The 15,789-nt window shown below is 62.3% G+C and carries 19 protein-coding genes; 17 read left to right on the top strand and 2 right to left on the bottom strand.

The genetic code is table 11. The features are described 5' to 3' along the window. The first annotated feature begins 4 nt into the window (after positions 1-4). The 4 genes from ACFMBG_RS07035 to ACFMBG_RS07020 are packed head-to-tail and all read left to right on the top strand — an operon-like array spanning position 5 to position 1,781. Complete coding sequence (locus tag ACFMBG_RS07035) at positions 5-553, top strand: phage tail protein (protein WP_421053993.1); 549 nt, start codon at positions 5-7, stop codon at positions 551-553. 3 nt (positions 554-556) lie between these two features. Further along, entirely contained in the window at positions 557-1,093 is a 537-nt protein-coding gene (locus ACFMBG_RS07030) for a hypothetical protein (RefSeq protein ID WP_421053992.1), read from the top strand. Continuing rightward, entirely contained in the window at positions 1,090-1,515 is a 426-nt protein-coding gene (locus ACFMBG_RS07025) for a phage baseplate assembly protein V (protein ID WP_421053991.1), read from the top strand. The genes ACFMBG_RS07030 and ACFMBG_RS07025 overlap by 4 nt, the downstream gene beginning before the upstream one ends. Continuing rightward, the gene (locus ACFMBG_RS07020; protein WP_421053990.1) at positions 1,515-1,781 is read left to right on the top strand and encodes a PAAR domain-containing protein; all 267 of its coding nucleotides are present in this window, start codon (positions 1,515-1,517) and stop codon (positions 1,779-1,781) included. Before ACFMBG_RS07025 ends, ACFMBG_RS07020 begins: the two co-directional genes overlap by 1 nt. 52 nt (positions 1,782-1,833) lie before the next feature. Here ACFMBG_RS07020 and ACFMBG_RS07015 read toward each other — a convergent pair whose 3' ends face one another. After that, positions 1,834-2,349 carry a hypothetical protein gene (locus tag ACFMBG_RS07015; protein WP_421053989.1) on the bottom strand — a complete coding sequence of 172 codons (516 nt, stop codon included), beginning with the start codon at positions 2,347-2,349 and terminating at the stop codon, positions 1,834-1,836. 425 nt (positions 2,350-2,774) lie between these two features. Between ACFMBG_RS07015 and ACFMBG_RS07010 the strand changes: the two genes are divergently transcribed. The 13 genes from ACFMBG_RS07010 (at position 2,775) to ACFMBG_RS06950 (ending at position 14,592) form a co-directional block, all read left to right on the top strand. Continuing rightward, positions 2,775-3,113: a GPW/gp25 family protein gene (locus ACFMBG_RS07010; protein ID WP_421053988.1), complete on the top strand. Its 339-nt coding sequence runs from the start codon at positions 2,775-2,777 to the stop codon at positions 3,111-3,113. Continuing rightward, complete coding sequence (locus ACFMBG_RS07005) at positions 3,113-4,012, top strand: baseplate assembly protein (RefSeq protein ID WP_421053987.1); 900 nt, start codon at positions 3,113-3,115, stop codon at positions 4,010-4,012. The genes ACFMBG_RS07010 and ACFMBG_RS07005 overlap by 1 nt, the downstream gene beginning before the upstream one ends. Continuing rightward, entirely contained in the window at positions 4,005-4,646 is a 642-nt protein-coding gene (locus ACFMBG_RS07000; protein WP_421053986.1) for a phage tail protein I, read from the top strand. Before ACFMBG_RS07005 ends, ACFMBG_RS07000 begins: the two co-directional genes overlap by 8 nt. After that, entirely contained in the window at positions 4,643-6,778 is a 2,136-nt protein-coding gene (locus tag ACFMBG_RS06995; RefSeq protein ID WP_421053985.1) for a phage tail-collar fiber domain-containing protein, read from the top strand. Before ACFMBG_RS07000 ends, ACFMBG_RS06995 begins: the two co-directional genes overlap by 4 nt. After that, positions 6,768-7,556, top strand: coding sequence for a hypothetical protein (locus ACFMBG_RS06990; protein ID WP_421053984.1), 789 nt, complete (start codon positions 6,768-6,770; stop codon positions 7,554-7,556). The genes ACFMBG_RS06995 and ACFMBG_RS06990 overlap by 11 nt, the downstream gene beginning before the upstream one ends. Further along, positions 7,553-8,005, top strand: a complete 453-nt coding sequence (locus tag ACFMBG_RS06985) for a hypothetical protein (RefSeq protein ID WP_421053983.1) — start codon at positions 7,553-7,555, stop codon at positions 8,003-8,005. Before ACFMBG_RS06990 ends, ACFMBG_RS06985 begins: the two co-directional genes overlap by 4 nt. A 94-nt stretch (positions 8,006-8,099) precedes the next feature. Then, positions 8,100-9,317, top strand: a complete 1,218-nt coding sequence (locus ACFMBG_RS06980) for a phage tail sheath C-terminal domain-containing protein (protein WP_421053982.1) — start codon at positions 8,100-8,102, stop codon at positions 9,315-9,317. Further along, positions 9,317-9,823, top strand: coding sequence for a phage major tail tube protein (locus ACFMBG_RS06975; protein WP_421053981.1), 507 nt, complete (start codon positions 9,317-9,319; stop codon positions 9,821-9,823). The genes ACFMBG_RS06980 and ACFMBG_RS06975 overlap by 1 nt, the downstream gene beginning before the upstream one ends. 9 nt (positions 9,824-9,832) lie before the next feature. Then, positions 9,833-10,126, top strand: a complete 294-nt coding sequence (locus ACFMBG_RS06970) for a phage tail assembly protein (RefSeq protein WP_421053980.1) — start codon at positions 9,833-9,835, stop codon at positions 10,124-10,126. A 114-nt stretch (positions 10,127-10,240) separates the two neighbouring features. Further along, the gene (locus ACFMBG_RS06965) at positions 10,241-12,994 is read left to right on the top strand and encodes a phage tail tape measure protein (RefSeq protein ID WP_421053979.1); all 2,754 of its coding nucleotides are present in this window, start codon (positions 10,241-10,243) and stop codon (positions 12,992-12,994) included. Beyond that, entirely contained in the window at positions 12,994-13,404 is a 411-nt protein-coding gene (locus ACFMBG_RS06960) for a phage tail protein (protein ID WP_421053978.1), read from the top strand. Before ACFMBG_RS06965 ends, ACFMBG_RS06960 begins: the two co-directional genes overlap by 1 nt. After that, complete coding sequence (locus ACFMBG_RS06955; protein ID WP_421053977.1) at positions 13,373-13,594, top strand: tail protein X; 222 nt, start codon at positions 13,373-13,375, stop codon at positions 13,592-13,594. The genes ACFMBG_RS06960 and ACFMBG_RS06955 overlap by 32 nt, the downstream gene beginning before the upstream one ends. Continuing rightward, the gene (locus ACFMBG_RS06950; RefSeq protein WP_421053976.1) at positions 13,585-14,592 is read left to right on the top strand and encodes a phage late control D family protein; all 1,008 of its coding nucleotides are present in this window, start codon (positions 13,585-13,587) and stop codon (positions 14,590-14,592) included. The genes ACFMBG_RS06955 and ACFMBG_RS06950 overlap by 10 nt, the downstream gene beginning before the upstream one ends. Before the next feature lie 413 nt (positions 14,593-15,005). Here ACFMBG_RS06950 and ACFMBG_RS06945 read toward each other — a convergent pair whose 3' ends face one another. Further along, positions 15,006-15,698, bottom strand: coding sequence for a sirohydrochlorin chelatase (locus ACFMBG_RS06945; RefSeq protein ID WP_421053975.1), 693 nt, complete (start codon positions 15,696-15,698; stop codon positions 15,006-15,008). Positions 15,699-15,789 lie beyond the last annotated feature (91 nt).

The following is a 15,789-nucleotide window of genomic DNA, read 5'->3' as shown; positions in this document are numbered from 1 at the left end:
GGCCATGCTCGCCTTTGATTTCGATGCGAGGGAATTGAAACGCATCGCCGATGAGTTCGAGGCGAGCGAAAAAGATCTGCGGTTTGCCTATTCCCGGGCGTTGCGCCGCACCGCACAAACCATGAAGACCCGCGCCCGCAAAGGGCTGCGCACTGAGCTGCAGCTGCGCACGGCGGCAGAGCTGCGCAAGCGCCTGCAGGGGTTCCGGTTCAGCCGCGGCAAGAGCCTGGGCGAGGTGCGCATGTGGTTCGGTCTCAATGACATGCGCGTGTCTGCCTTCAAGGGCCGAGCCATGCGCACTGGCGGCGGCGCCCGGTATAGCGGGCAAGACTTCCCGGGGGCATTTGTCGGCCGGAACTCCAAGGGTCGGCCGACTGTGATGCGCCGGGCGACGCAGCGGGCCTATCCCATCAAAGAGGAACGCATGCCGATCGAGGACAAAGCGCAGATCTTCATCGAGGATGAGGTGTTCGACGAGATCGAAGAGTTGTTTTTCAAGAACTTCCGGGCCGAGGTGCGCGCCCTCACGATCTACGGCGTGGGGAGAGGGTAAGCTATGGTCGGCAATCTCGATCTGGATCAGCTGCATGACGCGATCAAAGCCAGGATCAGCGAACAGTTTCCGGCGCTGGCAGCCGTCGAGGATTACGGGGCTCCGCGGAAATCCCTGCAGGTGCCCGCGGTGCTGATCGAGCTTGCCGACATGGAAGCCGACCTGGACAGCGATCCGGGCACCGAACAGCTGGCTGTGGTGTCGAAATGGGTGGTGCGGGTGGTGTTGAGCTTCCGCGCCGAAAACGTGCAGCGAGAGATCCGCAAGCTGGCCGGAGCGCTGGGGGTGCTGGTGCAGCAAAACCGCTGGGGGCAGCGCGTGAGCCCGGCGCAGGTAACCTATATCGGTCCGGATGCCTTTGACCCGGAGTTGGACAAATTCGAGGTCTGGGCGGTCGAGTGGGACCAGCAGATTGATCTGGGGCAGAGCGTCTGGACCGGTGAAGGCGTCACGCCGGAACAGGTGATGATTGGCTACTCGCCTGACATCGGGCCGGGGCAGGAACCTGACTACACCGAGATTGATGGGAGTGGCGCATGAGCTATGGAGCGGCGCGCAATGAGCAGGCACGTGAGGGCATCGTGCGCTTTGGCTTGGTGACGGCCGTGGATGCAGGCGTCGCCCGCGCGAAGGTGAGCTTTGGCGGTGAAAGCGAGAGCAACTGGCTGCCCTGGCTGGCAGAGCGCGCGGCTACTATCAAAGTCTGGGCGCCGGTGGCCATTGGCGAGCAGGTGGTGGTTCTGTCAGAATCCGGCGATACCGCGCAGGGCGTGATTGTCGGTTCGGTGTTCAGTGCCAGCAACGCAGCGCCATCCGGTGATGGGGCGCAACACCTGCTGCAGCTGGGGGCTTCGTCGATAAGCGTGAAAGATGGTGCAATCGTGATTTCGTCAAACGGTTCAGCCATCACAATCGACGCTGGTGGTATCAGGCTCAACGGCGCTCGGATTGATTTGAACTGATGCCGGGTGTTTCGCGCATATCTCAGGATGCCGCGGGCGGCACGCTGATCGGCGTGCTGGCGCCGAGCGTCTTTGTGAACGGCACCAACGTCGCCGTGCTGGGCTGTGCGGTGGCTGGTCATGGAATTCCCCCGCATGCAGCACCGGTCATGGCGGGCGCCAGCAGCACGGTGTTCGCCGAGGGCATCGGCATTTGCAGGCAGGGCGACCCCGCGAGCTGCGGCCACCCTTCCAGCGGCTCTGGTAATGTAATCGCGCAGAGTTAATGTTCTTTCTGTGCTTCCAAGCATGTCCCAAAAGCGCAAATTGGGTGAAGCATTAAAGGTTTAGCTTGAACTCAAAATGTTCGACGCGACCATCTTTGATCCGTGCCAGTCTGTACTCGATCCTTTTCTCAAATCCTGTAGTAAAGTCGATGTGAAAGATGTTGTGGAAGAACGCCGAGCGAATTCTCGAAGGATCCATCCGAGTGGGAACCTGGTCGATCGCTGATCGTGCGTATTCATAATGATGACCTACCAGGGCGTGAAAGGTCGCCCAATCCAGTAGGGCATCTTCCCTGTTTGGATTGAACTGGGTTTGCCCAATAGGATTTGTCATAGGCGGGGTAGCGTTCCACCAGTCATTGATGCGGGAAAAGTAGACTTGGTAGCGGGCGATCATTACTGTCAACCATCGACGTGTAACAGGGTCAGCTGCACGAACGTTGTCTCGGATAATTTGAATGATCTCATCGTCTAACCGAAGCATCTCGCGCGCTTCCTCAAGACTGGTCGGCGGTCTGGAGTGTTCGCCAGAGGCGAGAAGAATGGCATTATCAGCGATGTCGATCATCCTTGTCAGCGCCAGAGGTAGAACTACTCGCGCAGAAGCAAGGTCTTGCCGTCGAACGTGGCTGAGTTGATACCGAGTGGTCCAAAGAACAACGAGTGCCGCCAAGAATGCGAAGGGTATCGCTGCCAAAGTTGCTAGTGTCGATTGTGACTCTGGCGAACTCTCTGAAAAAAGCCAAGCTAGCAGAAGCGCGAGCTCGCTTACACAGAATGATCCAAAAACGGCTCCATCCCAAAAATCAAACGTTCTGAAGCGACCCCTAATTGCCATTTCTATCCCCGTACACAAGATACTAAATGACCGACATTCTTTGCCAGCTAATTCGCGAGTAGTGTAGTCTCGCGCCCTCAGCAACCTGTCGGCGTACTTTATGTAGGGAAATCCGCCAGAGGGCAGGAGTTATCCTGCCCGGCCATGATCGCGGCATGATTGGCATCGACGCATCCACAGGAAAAGAACTCTCCGGCCTGGCGCATCTGCGGCAGTCGGTGCGGGATATCCTGACCACCCCCATCGGCACCCGCGTCATGCGCCGGGACTATGGCAGCCGCCTTTACCGGCTGGTGGATGCGCCGATGAACGACGCGACCCGCCTCGACATGATGGCGGCCACCTATGAGGCGCTCGAGACCTGGGAGCCGCGGCTGCAGGTCGAGCAGGTTTCAATAGAAATGCCCGAACCGGGGGGCATCGTGATCTCGCTCGAGGGGCAGTACCGGCCGACCGGTGAGCCGGTCACGCTTGATGGGATCGAGGTGCGCTAATGGCGGGCGGGTTTTCAGCAATTGATCTTTCTCTGCTGCCTGCGCCTGATGTGCTTCAGGCCGTAGATTACGAGGCGACCCTTGCCGCTATGCTGGCCGAGCTGCGGGCGCGTGATCCGGCCTTTGATGCTCTGGTCGAAAGTGATCCAGCTTTCAAGATTCTCGAGGTCGCAGCCTATTACCGGACCCTGGCATTGCAGCAAGTCAACGATGCGGCTCGCGCGGTGATGCCCGCCTATGCCCTTGGAGCGGACCTGGACAACATTGCCGCGCGCTATGGTGTGGAACGTCTGGTCATTGACCCGGGCGACCTGAGTGCTTTGCCGCCTAAAGCGCCTGTACTGGAAAGCGACGATGACTTCCGCCGCCGAATGCTGCTGGCATACGAAGGGTTGAGCACAGCGGGACCGGTGGGTGCCTATATCTTCCATGCGCTCGGCGCAGATGCGGATGTCGCGGATGCCAGTGTTCGAAGCCCGGCTCCTGGCGAGGTGCTGGTGACTGTCCTGTCCCGCACCGGGGATGGCTCTGCCAGCGCTGCTCTGCTGGCGGCAGTCGACGATGTGCTGAATGCCGACGATGTGCGGCCGCTGACAGACCGGGTGACCGTGCAAGGCGCGGCGATCCTGACTTATGCGATCGAGGCGGCCCTGACCGTGCTGCCAGGGCCCGACAGTGCGGTCGTGCGGCGGGCCGCAGAAAATGCCGCCACGGCCTATGCAGCTGAACAGCACCGGCTTGGCAGAGATGTGACGCTTTCCGGGCTCTATGCTGCCCTGCACCAGCCGGGCGTTCAGAATGTGGTATTGGCCAGTCCAACCGCCGACATCGTGACCAATTACGGGCAGGCGGCCTTCTGCACCGGAATTTCTCTGTCTGTGGGAGGCACCGGTGTCTGAGAGTCTGCTGCCTCACAATGCAACACCGCAGGAACGTTCAATTGAAGCTGTCACTGGCCCGGCCATGTTGCCGCAGGAGCAGTTTCGCGCGCTCTGGGATCCGCATAGATGCCCGGCCGAGTTGCTGCCGTGGCTCGCCTACGCTTTTTCGGTCGATGTCTGGGATCCGAACTGGCCGGAAGAAAACCGCCGGGCCGCTGTGCGTGAGGCCTTTGCCTTGCACCGGGAGAAAGGCACCAAGGCGGGTTTGGTGCGAGCACTGGCGGCCTTGGGCGTGGAAGTCGGCCTCGAAGAATGGTTCGAGTATGCGGGCAGGCCCTATACCTTCCGGGCGACAGTCCAGCCCACCGTGGATCTGATCGGCGATCCCAGCCGACCCTGGCTCAGCCTGGAACTGCGCGCCCAGGTGCGCCGGGTCCTGGAGAGTGTCAAACCGGCCCGGGCCCATGTCGATCTGGCCTTTCTGCTGGATTTCCCGGCTCAGCTCAAATCGGGTTCGTCCGCCCGCAGCCGCTCCTATTCCAGCGCCCGGCTGAGTATCGGCCGCATTGATCGTATCAGCCGCCTGGCAACCGTTGACAGTGCGGCACCCCGTGCGCGCCATTTCACCTATGCACGTTTGGAGGTCCAATGACCGTACCTGAGTTTCACCCGGTCTTGACGACTGTCGGCCGCGACGCAGTGGCCGAAGCACATGCGAACGGGCAAACCCTGCCCGTCACCAAGATCGCCATCGGCACCGGTTCCTACGTGCCGACCGGCGACGAAACCGCTCTGGCGGCTGAACAGGACCGCGCGAATATCCATCGCAGCGACTATGAAGGCGGCGGCGTCTGGCGCGTGGCCGCAACAGTGGAAGGCACCTCCAATTATATCGCCTGGGAAGCGGCGTTCTTTATCGAGGTGAACGGGCAGGATGTCCCATTGTTCATCCTGTCCAGCACAGAGCGGTCCTTCACCGCGGTGTCAGAAGGAGCCAAGACCACTATCGAGCTGCATGTGGCTCTGGGCGTCCTGCCGGAAGGGGCGGTTGAAATCCAGGTGCTGGATGCCGACCCGGTGACCTATGATGTTCTGGACGACATGTCAGGCCAGCATCTGCCCGGTAACAACTTCAATTTTGCGCTAACCCGCAATCTGAAGGAGCACATGTACAGCTCCATGGAGCAGTTCGAGCTGCTGGCGCAGATCCGCCGCGGCTACGGGCAATCCGGCATCCGCATGGGACGGCACTATGCCTATGGCGGCGATGCTGCTTATCATCGGCCCAGCGTTGCGGCCTTCGCCTCTTTCGGCGTCCACAACCATCCGAACTATCCGCTGATGTGCGGCATGCCCGAAATCACGGCCATCGTGAACGGGCACGAGGTCAATACGCGCCACATCGACTACAAGATCATACACAGCATCGGGGATGCCTATCTGGCGGTGGAAGATGCAGTGCCGCCGCCTGTGCCGCCGTCTGTTGCGGCGCAGGCGGCGCCCGAGGACCAGATCACGGAAATGCGCGAATACCTTCGGGCTTTCGGCGCCAAGGATACTGGCATACGCGATTACCGCCCGTATTTCGACACTTATCTGTCGGTGCTGGAAGTCTGGCTGGAGAACCTGGACGGCGACCAGCTGGTCGATACCTTCCCGAGCTTCCGCCACCAGCTTTCGAACCTCGGCCACAAGCACATGAACGATGACTACATCGCGCTGATGGCTTCGGGGTTGAAGCCCCGTTTTGAAAACGACGACTTCAAGCCGACAGTTGTGCGGGTCATGCGGCCGGACGGCGCTCCCCAGTTCGCGGTGCTGCGCTACCGTGTCAGCGCTGTTCGCCTGGGCAACTACGGCGAATATCCTGCGCATTTGATGACCAGCCAGGTTGATGATCCGGTGACACGCCAGGCGACCGGAAACTCCGATGCGCAAATGGATGCCAACCGCCTGGGGCGCTACCGGGTCAATTACGCGATCGGCGATGACAGCATCGCCCGCCGCTCAAATCCCGGCCTGCTGGATGAAATCATGAGCAAGGTGCCGGGCCTGGACGGGCTGGGTGCAGTGATCAATGAAGACTACACCGACACCAGTGACAGCGGAGCAGAGTTCGTCCAGCGTCTGATGAACTTCAAGACATCCGACCTGATGAACTCGGCCTGCTACGCCCGGTTCTACAGCTATGAGCATGCCGGAGCGGCCGGGCGCCGGAACTATCGTTTCGGCTACAATGACCCCTTCCTGTTCCGGGCCGCAACCACCCGCCAGGAGGTGACGTCTATACCCGGCATGGGGGGCGGACACCGCATTTCCTGGGCGATCCCGATGGAGCTGATCGTGGCCAGCCCGCTGGCCTCCTGGAACCCCTACAGCATTGCCGAGGGCGGATGGCCGACAGGGAACGGCAATTCCCAGGCAACGGCCTTTTCCAACGCGCACCGCAATGGACGCTGGTACATGACGCCGTCAGTCCTGTTCGATGGCGCAGGAGCGCCGCTGGACCCGGCGGACACCGATGCCGCGGCCTGGATGATGTGCGGCGACGGCCAAGCCCGGCTGATGCGCGGGTCCGGTGTGTACGTCCACATGCCTGAAATCCAAGGCGTGCAGACCGCCCGGATCCGCTATCCCATCGCACCGGTCCACCATGAGGGCAGCTTTGAGTTCGGCCACATGGAGGCGGTGCGCAAAGAAACCCAGCGTGCGTTGGCCGCGCTGGCAAACGAAATCCACGAAATGAAGCACACGGCTCGCTATGGAGGCAACAATGGGGCTTGAAAACAGCATTTCTGAAATGATCGAGCGGCAGGATAGCCTTTCGGACAAAGCTGACGCAGCGGAAGCTCGGCACGACGACTATATGGGCCAAACGGCACCCGGCCTTCAAACTCTGTTGGGTCTTCTGCCCAACCAGGCGGGTATCGACAGCACAGGAGATGGCCTCCCTGACGGGTGGTTCCTCCCCGCAAATAACGGCTTCACCTCGTGGTCATTGGCAGGCTCCAGCACCTACGGAGAGTCGACTGCCATCGTTCCGGGGTCTCTGGAAGAAGAGTTTTATCAATCGGTCCCTACCTCTTATCACGGAGGGGCGAATTTTCGGAATTTCACGTTCAACTTCTGGCGGTTCTCCTGGGATTTTTCCGCCGGAGGTGAGCCCGAGGACATTCAGGTTTTCAGCCAGTCCAATGTGCCCTTTACTGGCATGTTCGGGTGCTGGGTCAAAGAGGAAGTGCCTGGGATCCTTGATCACCTGACCGAGCACGCCCTCTTCACACGGGGTTCGAATAACTGGGCTGTCTGGCATTCGCCGTTGAGTGTCTATGGGCATCTTAACTCACCGGGTCACTATATCCATCCGCGGATGAACTTCCGTACTGCTGACATTCCCGATGTCGGTTCGCTTCTGGTCTGCGGCCCGCAGGCTCTTACAACCAAGTATCCAGCAGATGTCATCGGCTGGGGGTTCTTCCCCGGCTTGGTTCGATTAAACGACAATGGCGACTACCACCACAAACTCAATTTCGTGACAAACGCTTGGGAGGCAAAACCGTGAAAATCTTGCATGACGGCATCCACCTTTTTGATGTCAGTGGTTTCGTGCCGTTGGCTGAAGCTTGCTCCCAAGCGCAGGGGGTCATCAGTGAAGGGTACGACGCAGGGAAAGTGGAGCGCATCCCGGTTTCTGCTGAAGAGACCCGCGCGCTGATCCGCGAGGGGATCGCGGCCAGCGCGGGCGACACCTTGTCCCTCTTGGGCACCGCCAGCGATGGCAGTGCGCTGGCCTTGTACCACCTGGCAGCCCTGATCAAAGGCCTGCACAGCGCCCAGTCCCTGGAAGAGGTGCGCGCGGCGGCGGCGGCTTTCGAGCCGGTTGCCAGCAGCTTTTTGGCCAAGGTGGAAGCCGGAGATGTGAAACTGCCCTTCCTGGTCAAAGGGGAGGCCGAGGTTATGGCCGAGATCGAGAACCGCGCGACTGCTGTATCCGAAGCGCTGACCAAATAAGCCGCCGTCTTTTTTGTCGGGTGGAAAACCGCCAGAGGCTCACTGCCGCTGGCGGTTTTATTGTGTCGGGGAATGCAGCAAACGCGAGGAAGAAATGGCTGGTTTTCTCCATGGGGTCGAGGTGCTCGAGATCGACACGGGTCCGCGCCCGATCCGCACCATTTCCACTGGCGTCATTGGCATTGTCGGCACGGCGCCGCAGGCAGATGCAGACGCCTTCCCCTTGAACACTCCGGTTCTGGTGGCGGGCAGCCGCGTCGAGGCGTCGAAACTGGACACCACGGAAGATGGCACCGGTGGCGGCACGCTGCCGGGTGCGCTCGATGGAATCTTCGACCAGATCGGGGCCGTTGTAATCGTGGTGCGCGTTGATGAGGGCGTCGACGATGCCGCGACGCTGGCCAACGTGATCGGCGGTGTGAACTCCGGCACCGGCCAGTTTGAGGGCGTGCATGCGCTGCTGGGCGCCGAGAGCGTTGCCGGTCATGCCCCGCGCATCCTCTGCGCGCCGGGCTGGACCCATCAGCGTCCGGAGGATGACGGCAACCCTGGCACCTATCTGGCCAACCCGGTTGTGGCCGAGCTGGAAGGCATCGCCGACCGCATCGGCGCCGTGATCATCGCGGACGGGCCGAACACCACCGACGCCGCGGCGCAGACCTATGCAGGCGACTGGGGCACCTCGGGCCGCATCTATGTGGTCGACCCTTGGGTCAAGGTGCTCGACAGCGCCGGTGATGTCGTTGACGAACCGGCATCGGCCCGCGTGGCGGGTGTGATCGCGCGCACCGACAATGACCGCGGGTTCTGGGTTTCTCCTTCCAACCAGGGGATTTTCGGCATCATCGGCACGTCCCGGCCGGTTGATTTCAAGCTCGGCGATCCGTCGAGCCGCGCTAACCTGCTGAATGAAAACGATGTCGCCACCATCATCCGCCAGGACGGCTACCGCCTCTGGGGCAACCGGGTACCGACTGCGGATCCGAAATGGCAGTTCCTGTGCGTGCGCCGTACTGCGGATGTGCTGAACGAAAGCATCCAGCGCGCCCATATGTGGGCCGTAGACCGGGCGATCACCAAGACCTACATGGACGATGTGGTCGAGGGCGTTAACGGTTTCATCGCCACGCTGATTGCCCAGGGGGCGCTGCTGGGCGGCGAGTGCTGGGCCGATCCGGATCTGAACACCCCGGCCAGCATCCAGAACGGGCAGGTGTGGTTCAACTTCGATTTCACGCCGCCCTATCCGGCGGAGCGGGTGACCTTCCGCTCGCATCTTACCAATGAATATATCTCGGAGGCGTTGGGCTGATGGCTATTCGCAACATCCTGAAGAACTTCAATCTGTTCGTTGATGGCCGCGGTTTCGCGGGCGAGCTGGGCGACTACACCCCGGCCAGCCCCTCGGTGGCGGCCGAGGAATACCGCGCTGGCGGGATGGACGGCCCGACCGACATCGATATGGGCATGGAGAAGATGACAACCAGCTTTGTGCTGCGCAACTACAGCGCAGACGTGCTGGCGCTCTGGGGCATCGCCCCCGGCGTGCTGATCCCGGTTGCCGCCCGCGGCGCGCTGGAAAGCGAGGACGGCACCGTGACGCCGGTGATCCACAATATGCGCGGCAAGATCATCCAGCCCGACCGGGGCACCTGGTCGCCGGGCCAGTCTGCCACGCTCACCGTGAACATGACGCTCGAGGCGTTCAAGGAAACCATCGGCGGGCAGGTGATCACCGAGATCGACATCATCAATATGGTGCGCATGGTCGGCGGGGTGGACCGCCTGGCCGAGCAGCGCGCAGCCCTGGGCATCTAAGGAGTCCTCATGACCCAAGACAACAAACTGCCGGACTACATCACCGAAGGCGCTGACGGCGAGCTGACCGTCGATCTGCTGCGAGGCATCACTGTGGATGGCATGCCGCAGAAATCGCTGACCCTGCGCGAGCCCTGCGTCGATGACATGCTCGCTGCAGATAAGACCGCCAAGAGCGATACCGCAATGTCCGAGGTAATCCTGATCGCCAACCTTGCCGGTGTGGATCCCGCGGCGATCCGGTCGGCCAAGATGAAGGACTATTCCCGCCTGCAGGAGGCGCTGGGTTTTATGAATGGCTGACGCCGGAAGCGGCGCGCGCCGGGGTTCTCGCCCTGGCGCACGTCACCGGCTGGTCATGTGCTGAAATCACCGGAATGAGCGGCAGCCGCTTCCGCTGGTGGCTTGGGGGACTGGATGGCAAATCAACGCCTTAACGCCACCATCACGATTGGCGGCGTTCTCGGAAAATCGTTCAAGAAAAACATCGGCCTGATCCGTTCCGGATTCGAGAGCGTTGGCGACAGCATCAAGGATGTGAAGAAGCGGCAGAAAGAGCTGTCGCGCCAGCGTGCTGACTTGATTAAACAGGGCCGGTCTGTCGAAGCGCTGGACCGGGAATATGAAGACCTCGAGCGCACGCTCGAGGATCTGGTGCGCAAGCAGCGGCGCTGGGAACGCGCCCTGCGCGACAGCAACCGTGTCGGCGAAACCTTCGGCCGGATGGCCAGCAACATTGGACGCCTCGGCCGCCAGGTGGGGGCTGGGCTTGCGGCGGCAGGCGCGGGGGTCTTCGCGCTGGCCAGCTCGACCGCCTCTTATGGCGACCAGGTCGCAAAGACCGCGGGCAAGCTCGGCATCGGCATCGAGGCGCTTCAGGAATTCCGCTATGCGGCCGAGCGATCCGGCGTATCCACCGAAACATTCGACAGCTCACTGACCGCGATGCAGAAGCGCCTGGGCGAGGCAGCCCAGGGTACGGGCGCCGCAAAGAAGGCGCTCGACCAGATCGGCCTGTCGGCAAAAGACCTGATGGCGGTGGGGCCGGAACGGGCGATGGGCGAGATCGCCGACAAGCTGAAAAGCATCGAAAGCCCGGCCGAGCGCGCGGCCATCGCGGCGGCGCTGTTCAGCCGGTCGGGTATCGGCATGGTCAACATGCTGGGTAGCGGGTCCGAGGCGCTGCAGCAGCTGCGCGAGGATGCCCGAAAAACCGGCTATGTGCTGAGCGAACAGGCGGCGCGGGACGCCGAAGCCTTCGCCGATGCGCAGCTTGACGCGCAGCTGACCGTCAAGGGGTTGAAGAACACCATCGGCGCCGAGCTAATGCCGGTGGTCACCCGATCGATGAAGAGTTTCAGCGCCTGGGCGGTGTCGAACCGCGAGGGCGTGGCCAAGTTTGCCGACACCGCTGCGCGCAAGCTCGAGGCCGCCGTGCCGGTGATCGGGCAGGTGGTCGAGGGCATGGGCAAGGTTTCGTCGGCGATTGGCGGGGTGATTTCCAAGGTCGCCGCCATGGTTGGCGGGTGGGAAAACTTCGGCATGGTGGTCGGCGGTCTGTTTGCCGCGCGCACTATCGGCAGTGTGCTGAGCTTTGGCTTCGCTGTCGGGCGCCTGGGAGTGTCCTTGGCCGCACTGGTGCCATGGGCATCGGCAGCAGGCGGGGCCATGGGAACCCTGTCCGGCGGCCTTGCCTTGGTGAAAATTGGCGTTTTGGCAGTCGGCCGCGCGTTGCTGATGAACCCTATCGGCCTTGCCGTAGCGGCCATCGCGGGATCAGCATATTTGATCTACAAGCACTGGGACAAGGTCGGGCCTTGGTTTGGCAAGCTCTGGGGGAATGTCAAACAGACGTTCAAGGGCATCGGCGGCTTTATCAGCGGCGTTTGGCGTGGTGATTGGGATGCCGCGGCTGACGGGCTGTCGTCCGCGTGGCAGGGCGCCAAGGGTTCTCTCTCCACCATTCTCGACGGCATAGGCGGCGTGTTCCGGTTCGCGTGGGACAAAGGCATCAAGCCGATCACCGACAAGCTGGGGATCACCGACCACATCACCGGCGCTTGGGCAAAGGTCAGCCCGTGGTTCGAACGCCATTGGGACGGCGTCAAGGCGACATTCGGCGGGTTTGGCGACTTTGTCCGTGGTGTGTGGCGGGGCGATCTAGACGGGGCCGCGGCGGGGCTTGGCACCGCTTGGGATGGCGCAAAGTCGGTGCTGTCGAATTCTCTGGACGCGCTGGGCGGGGTGTTTCAGACGGTGTGGTCCAATGCCATCAAGCCTGTCACCGACAAGCTGGGCGTGACCGAAATGATCACCTCGGCGTGGGAGCAGACCCGGGCGGGAATCGACACCGTGGTGACCGGGATCGGCACAGCGCTACGCAGCGCGTATGACGGCACCATCGGCCCGGTGATCGAGGCGCTTGGCTCGACCGGCGGGATCTCGGCCGCGTGGGATGAAGTCGAGAAGGCAGTGGGTGCTGTTGTCGACTGGCTCGGCGAGAAGTTTGATTGGTTGATGGCCAAGCTGGAGCCCGTTCTAAACGGGCTGTCCTGGTTGCGCGACAAGGGCGCCGGGGCCGTTGACGGCATTCAGGGTATCGGATCGGGCCTTCGCAGCTGGTGGAATGGGGAAGAGCAGGGGCAGCCCAGTGGTCAACCTGTGGCTTCAGCGAAGCAATCCGCGCCCCCAAGCAATCCGCGCAGCGGACGAGCTATACCGAAAAGGATTTCTGGCTCCTATCTGGGCGGCACGATCGGGCGCGGCTTCCGCGAAGTGGGCGAGCAGGGGCCAGAAACGATTTGGACCTCGAAAGGTGGCTATGTAGCGCATGCCAATGCGACCGAGCGGCTGGCGAGGCTGTCCGACCGCGCCGCTCCGCTGCTTGATGCGCTGGGTGTTGGCCTGCGCGGTGCTATGGCCAAGGCCGAAACTGCGGCGGTGCCTGTGGTGCAGCAAGTACAGCTGGCCGCCGAACGCATGGCACCGGCCGCGATGCCAGCCCAGGCACCGGGGCCGCAACCTGCCCCGGTGGTTATCCATGCCCAGATCAACGCGCAGCATCTGAGCGCCGCGCAGATTGCCGAGGAACTGGAACGCCGCGGCCGCGCAGCGCAGGCAGGCGCGCTCTATGACCAGGCTCATGATTATGGCCAGTACGGGGGCGGATGATGGCAGGCACAATGCTGCAGCTCGGCAGCTATCAGTTCAGCATAGACAATGCGGCGTATCAGAACCTGCAGCGATCGACAGAATACCGCTGGGCCGCGCAAGAGCGGATTGGCGCGGCGGACTGCCTTCAATTTACCGGCTTCGGCTCCGACTCCATCACTCTGCAAGGGGTGATCTATCCGCATTTCCGCGGCGGCCTCGGCCAGGTCGACAAGATGCGTCGGACGGCATCGCTGGGATTTCCGTTGCCGCTGGTGGCGGGCACGGGCCAGGTGCTCGGCGTGTGGGTGGTCGAGGGCGTCAGCGAGGGCCAGCGCACCTTTGCCGCTCAGGGCGCGCCGTTGCGCCAGGACTTCACAATCAGCATCAGGAGATATGATGGCGGGCTCCGCAGTCTTCTACCGTTCTAAAGAGGGCGAGACAGCCGACGAAATCGTCTGGCGCCACTATGGCAACCAGGTCGCGGGTGCGCTCGAGATTGTGCTGCAGGCGAATCCGGGGCTTGCCGCCTTTGGGCCGGTTCTGCCGATTGGCACCCGGATCGAGCTGCCGGAGATCGAAGCGCCGAAGAAGGCGGAGGCGGTGCGGCTATGGGATTGATGGATTTCCGGCCGTTCTTCCGCGTGGTGGTCGACGGGAAGGACATCAGCAGCACGCTCGCGCCGCGGCTGGTCAGCTTGACGCTGACAGATGCCGCTGGGGTTCAGTCCGACCAGGTGCAGATCACGCTGAGCGACACCACGCTGTTCGGCAAACTGGCTGAACCACGGGCCGGGGCCGAGATCCGCGTGTGGCTCGGCTATCCTCTGCAGCTGAAATACATGGGGCTGTTCACAGCCGACAGTGTCGAGGTGGAAGGCCCGCCTGACCAGATGACGATCACCGGCGTGGCCTCGGTGAACGGCGAGACCTCGGGCGGCAAGACAGCGCTCACCGATCAGAAAAAGCGCAGCTGGCCGCTCGGCACCACCATCGGCGCCATGGTCGCCAAGATCGCCGGAGAGCACAGCCTCGAGCAAGCGGTCTCCGAAAGTCTGACCGGGGTGGAACTGCCGCACATTGACCAGATCGACGAAAGCGACATCAACCTGCTGTCCCGTGTGGCGCGGGATCACGACGCCATTGCCAAGCCGGGAAACGGTCGGCTGGTCATGGCAAAGCGGGGCGAAAGCCTGACCGCCTCTGGCAAGCCGATGCCGGTGCTGGCCCTGACGCCGAAGAAGGTGAGCCGCTGGCGCTACCGCAACAGCACCCGGGAGAAGGCCGGGTCGGTGGTCGCAGTCTATCAGGATCTCTGTCAGGGCAAACCGGTGGAATGCACCGCGGGCAAGGGCGAGCCTGCCCAGAGGATCAAACGCCGGTTTCCAAACCAAGCTGCTGCACAGAAGTCGGCCGAGGCCGAGCTGCAGCGCCTGCAGCGCGCTGGGCAGTCCCTATCGATCGCCATGCCGGGTGATCCGGATGCCATGGCCGAGGCCAAGCTGCAGACGACCGGGTTTCGGCCATTTGTCGACGGCGAATGGCTGATCACGAGGGCTACGCATAGCCTCGACAGAGGCGGGTATCGCACTGGTATCGAGGCGGAGCCGTTAAAGTAGGGAAAGTCGAGGCGCTGTAGCCCCCAATATCAGATTTTGCGGAAGTATTTCCCAAAGGCCAAATCAGCCGCGCGCCAGAGTATTTTTGCCGCTTTTGGGGCGTATGCGAACACGGGTGAGCGGGCCGAACGAGAAACTTGAAAGCGATTATTTGCGTCTAAACATTCACGGTTCGTTCACCGTATGTCTGGCACTTGTCTAGTCGAAAAATGTAATAATTTCAGCGTGTCGCGATGGATTTGCAATCCGCTGCGTCACCACTCCGCCAACTCGCCATCCGTGGTGTAAGCCGTGATTAATCACATGCCCGGCGCCGGTGCAAGAGGCGTTTTGCCTTTGCCTGGGCTTAAAATGTTTTTCTTTCCGGATGGCTAGTTTCCCGCCTGGCCGGGCTTTGGTCAAGGCCGGCAGTCTCAGGCCGCCGTGCGGATGGCCTCGGCGATCAGTCTGGGAACGCCAGGCAGCGCGCCTGTGACCGGCAGCACGAGGCCTCTGAACCGGGCGGCTTCCAGCGCTTCGGGGATGTCCTCTTTCACGTGATCGCCAGCCTGGGCAAAGAAGGGCAGGCAGAGGGAGCGGGCGGGCAGGGGCGCCGCAGACGTTTCAACCTGCGGGTTCTGTTCGACGTAACCGGGTGTAACCGTGCAGCCGGGGAGAAGCAGGCGCAGCTTGGCGGCGAAGGCCTCGGCGGCTTCGGCCGCCTTGGGGCCGCGGGCGGAGCCGTGGGCGGCCAGCAGCAGATGGAGCCCGGTGAGATCCCATCCTTGCACCTCTGCTGCCTGCCGGGCCGCTTGGGCCGCCAGCGGCGGCAGCGCGGAATCAAGGCCGAAAGGCGCCGTAATGCGGCAGCTGCGGCCCTGCAGCCGGTCTGGCACGACCTTGGCGGTGAAATACCCCTGGGACATGAAGAACGGGTAGACCACGGCGCCGTCCTCCGTCATTTTCTCCAGCCGTCCTTGTGTTGCGAGAGTGGCGGAGCGCACATCCCACCCCGGCAGATGCGCGGCAACTTCCGCGGCGAGTTTTGCCAGCTCCGCTTCGGCCGGGGCAGGGGCGGAGGGCTGGCCGTGGGAGGTGATGACGGCGGTTTGCGGGCTTCGGGTCACAGCGTGCGTCCGGATTGTTCAGGGAGCTGCCTGGCAGCTGGATTATCCCATCATTTGGGGGGCTTGGGGGGCGTTCCGCAAGGGCTGCACA

Source organism: Leisingera coralii (genome assembly GCF_049056525.1).
Taxonomy (GTDB): Bacteria; Pseudomonadota; Alphaproteobacteria; order Rhodobacterales; family Rhodobacteraceae; genus Leisingera; species Leisingera coralii.
The sequence above is the reverse complement of the archived record's forward strand: the minus strand, read 5'-3'. Positions and strand labels throughout refer to the sequence as shown.

What these genes read in the sequence shown, in the direction of transcription:
- ACFMBG_RS06950 (WP_421053976.1), top strand. Translation starts at nt 13,585, where the DNA reads ATGGGATTGATGGATTTCCGGCCGTTCTTCCGCGTGGTGGTCGACGGG.
- ACFMBG_RS06990 (WP_421053984.1), top strand. Translation starts at nt 6,768, where the DNA reads ATGGGGCTTGAAAACAGCATTTCTGAAATGATCGAGCGGCAGGATAGC.
- ACFMBG_RS06975 (WP_421053981.1), top strand. Translation starts at nt 9,317, where the DNA reads ATGGCTATTCGCAACATCCTGAAGAACTTCAATCTGTTCGTTGATGGC.
- ACFMBG_RS06970 (WP_421053980.1), top strand. Translation starts at nt 9,833, where the DNA reads ATGACCCAAGACAACAAACTGCCGGACTACATCACCGAAGGCGCTGAC.
- ACFMBG_RS06995 (WP_421053985.1), top strand. Translation starts at nt 4,643, where the DNA reads ATGACCGTACCTGAGTTTCACCCGGTCTTGACGACTGTCGGCCGCGAC.
- ACFMBG_RS07010 (WP_421053988.1), top strand. Translation starts at nt 2,775, where the DNA reads ATGATTGGCATCGACGCATCCACAGGAAAAGAACTCTCCGGCCTGGCG.
- ACFMBG_RS06980 (WP_421053982.1), top strand. Translation starts at nt 8,100, where the DNA reads ATGGCTGGTTTTCTCCATGGGGTCGAGGTGCTCGAGATCGACACGGGT.
- ACFMBG_RS06965 (WP_421053979.1), top strand. Translation starts at nt 10,241, where the DNA reads ATGGCAAATCAACGCCTTAACGCCACCATCACGATTGGCGGCGTTCTC.
- ACFMBG_RS06960 (WP_421053978.1), top strand. Translation starts at nt 12,994, where the DNA reads ATGGCAGGCACAATGCTGCAGCTCGGCAGCTATCAGTTCAGCATAGAC.
- ACFMBG_RS07035 (WP_421053993.1), top strand. Translation starts at nt 5, where the DNA reads ATGCTCGCCTTTGATTTCGATGCGAGGGAATTGAAACGCATCGCCGAT.
- ACFMBG_RS07005 (WP_421053987.1), top strand. Translation starts at nt 3,113, where the DNA reads ATGGCGGGCGGGTTTTCAGCAATTGATCTTTCTCTGCTGCCTGCGCCT.
- ACFMBG_RS06955 (WP_421053977.1), top strand. Translation starts at nt 13,373, where the DNA reads ATGGCGGGCTCCGCAGTCTTCTACCGTTCTAAAGAGGGCGAGACAGCC.
- ACFMBG_RS07025 (WP_421053991.1), top strand. Translation starts at nt 1,090, where the DNA reads ATGAGCTATGGAGCGGCGCGCAATGAGCAGGCACGTGAGGGCATCGTG.
- ACFMBG_RS07020 (WP_421053990.1), top strand. Translation starts at nt 1,515, where the DNA reads ATGCCGGGTGTTTCGCGCATATCTCAGGATGCCGCGGGCGGCACGCTG.
- ACFMBG_RS07030 (WP_421053992.1), top strand. Translation starts at nt 557, where the DNA reads ATGGTCGGCAATCTCGATCTGGATCAGCTGCATGACGCGATCAAAGCC.
- ACFMBG_RS07015 (WP_421053989.1), bottom strand. Translation starts at nt 2,349, where the DNA reads ATGATCGACATCGCTGATAATGCCATTCTTCTCGCCTCTGGCGAACAC.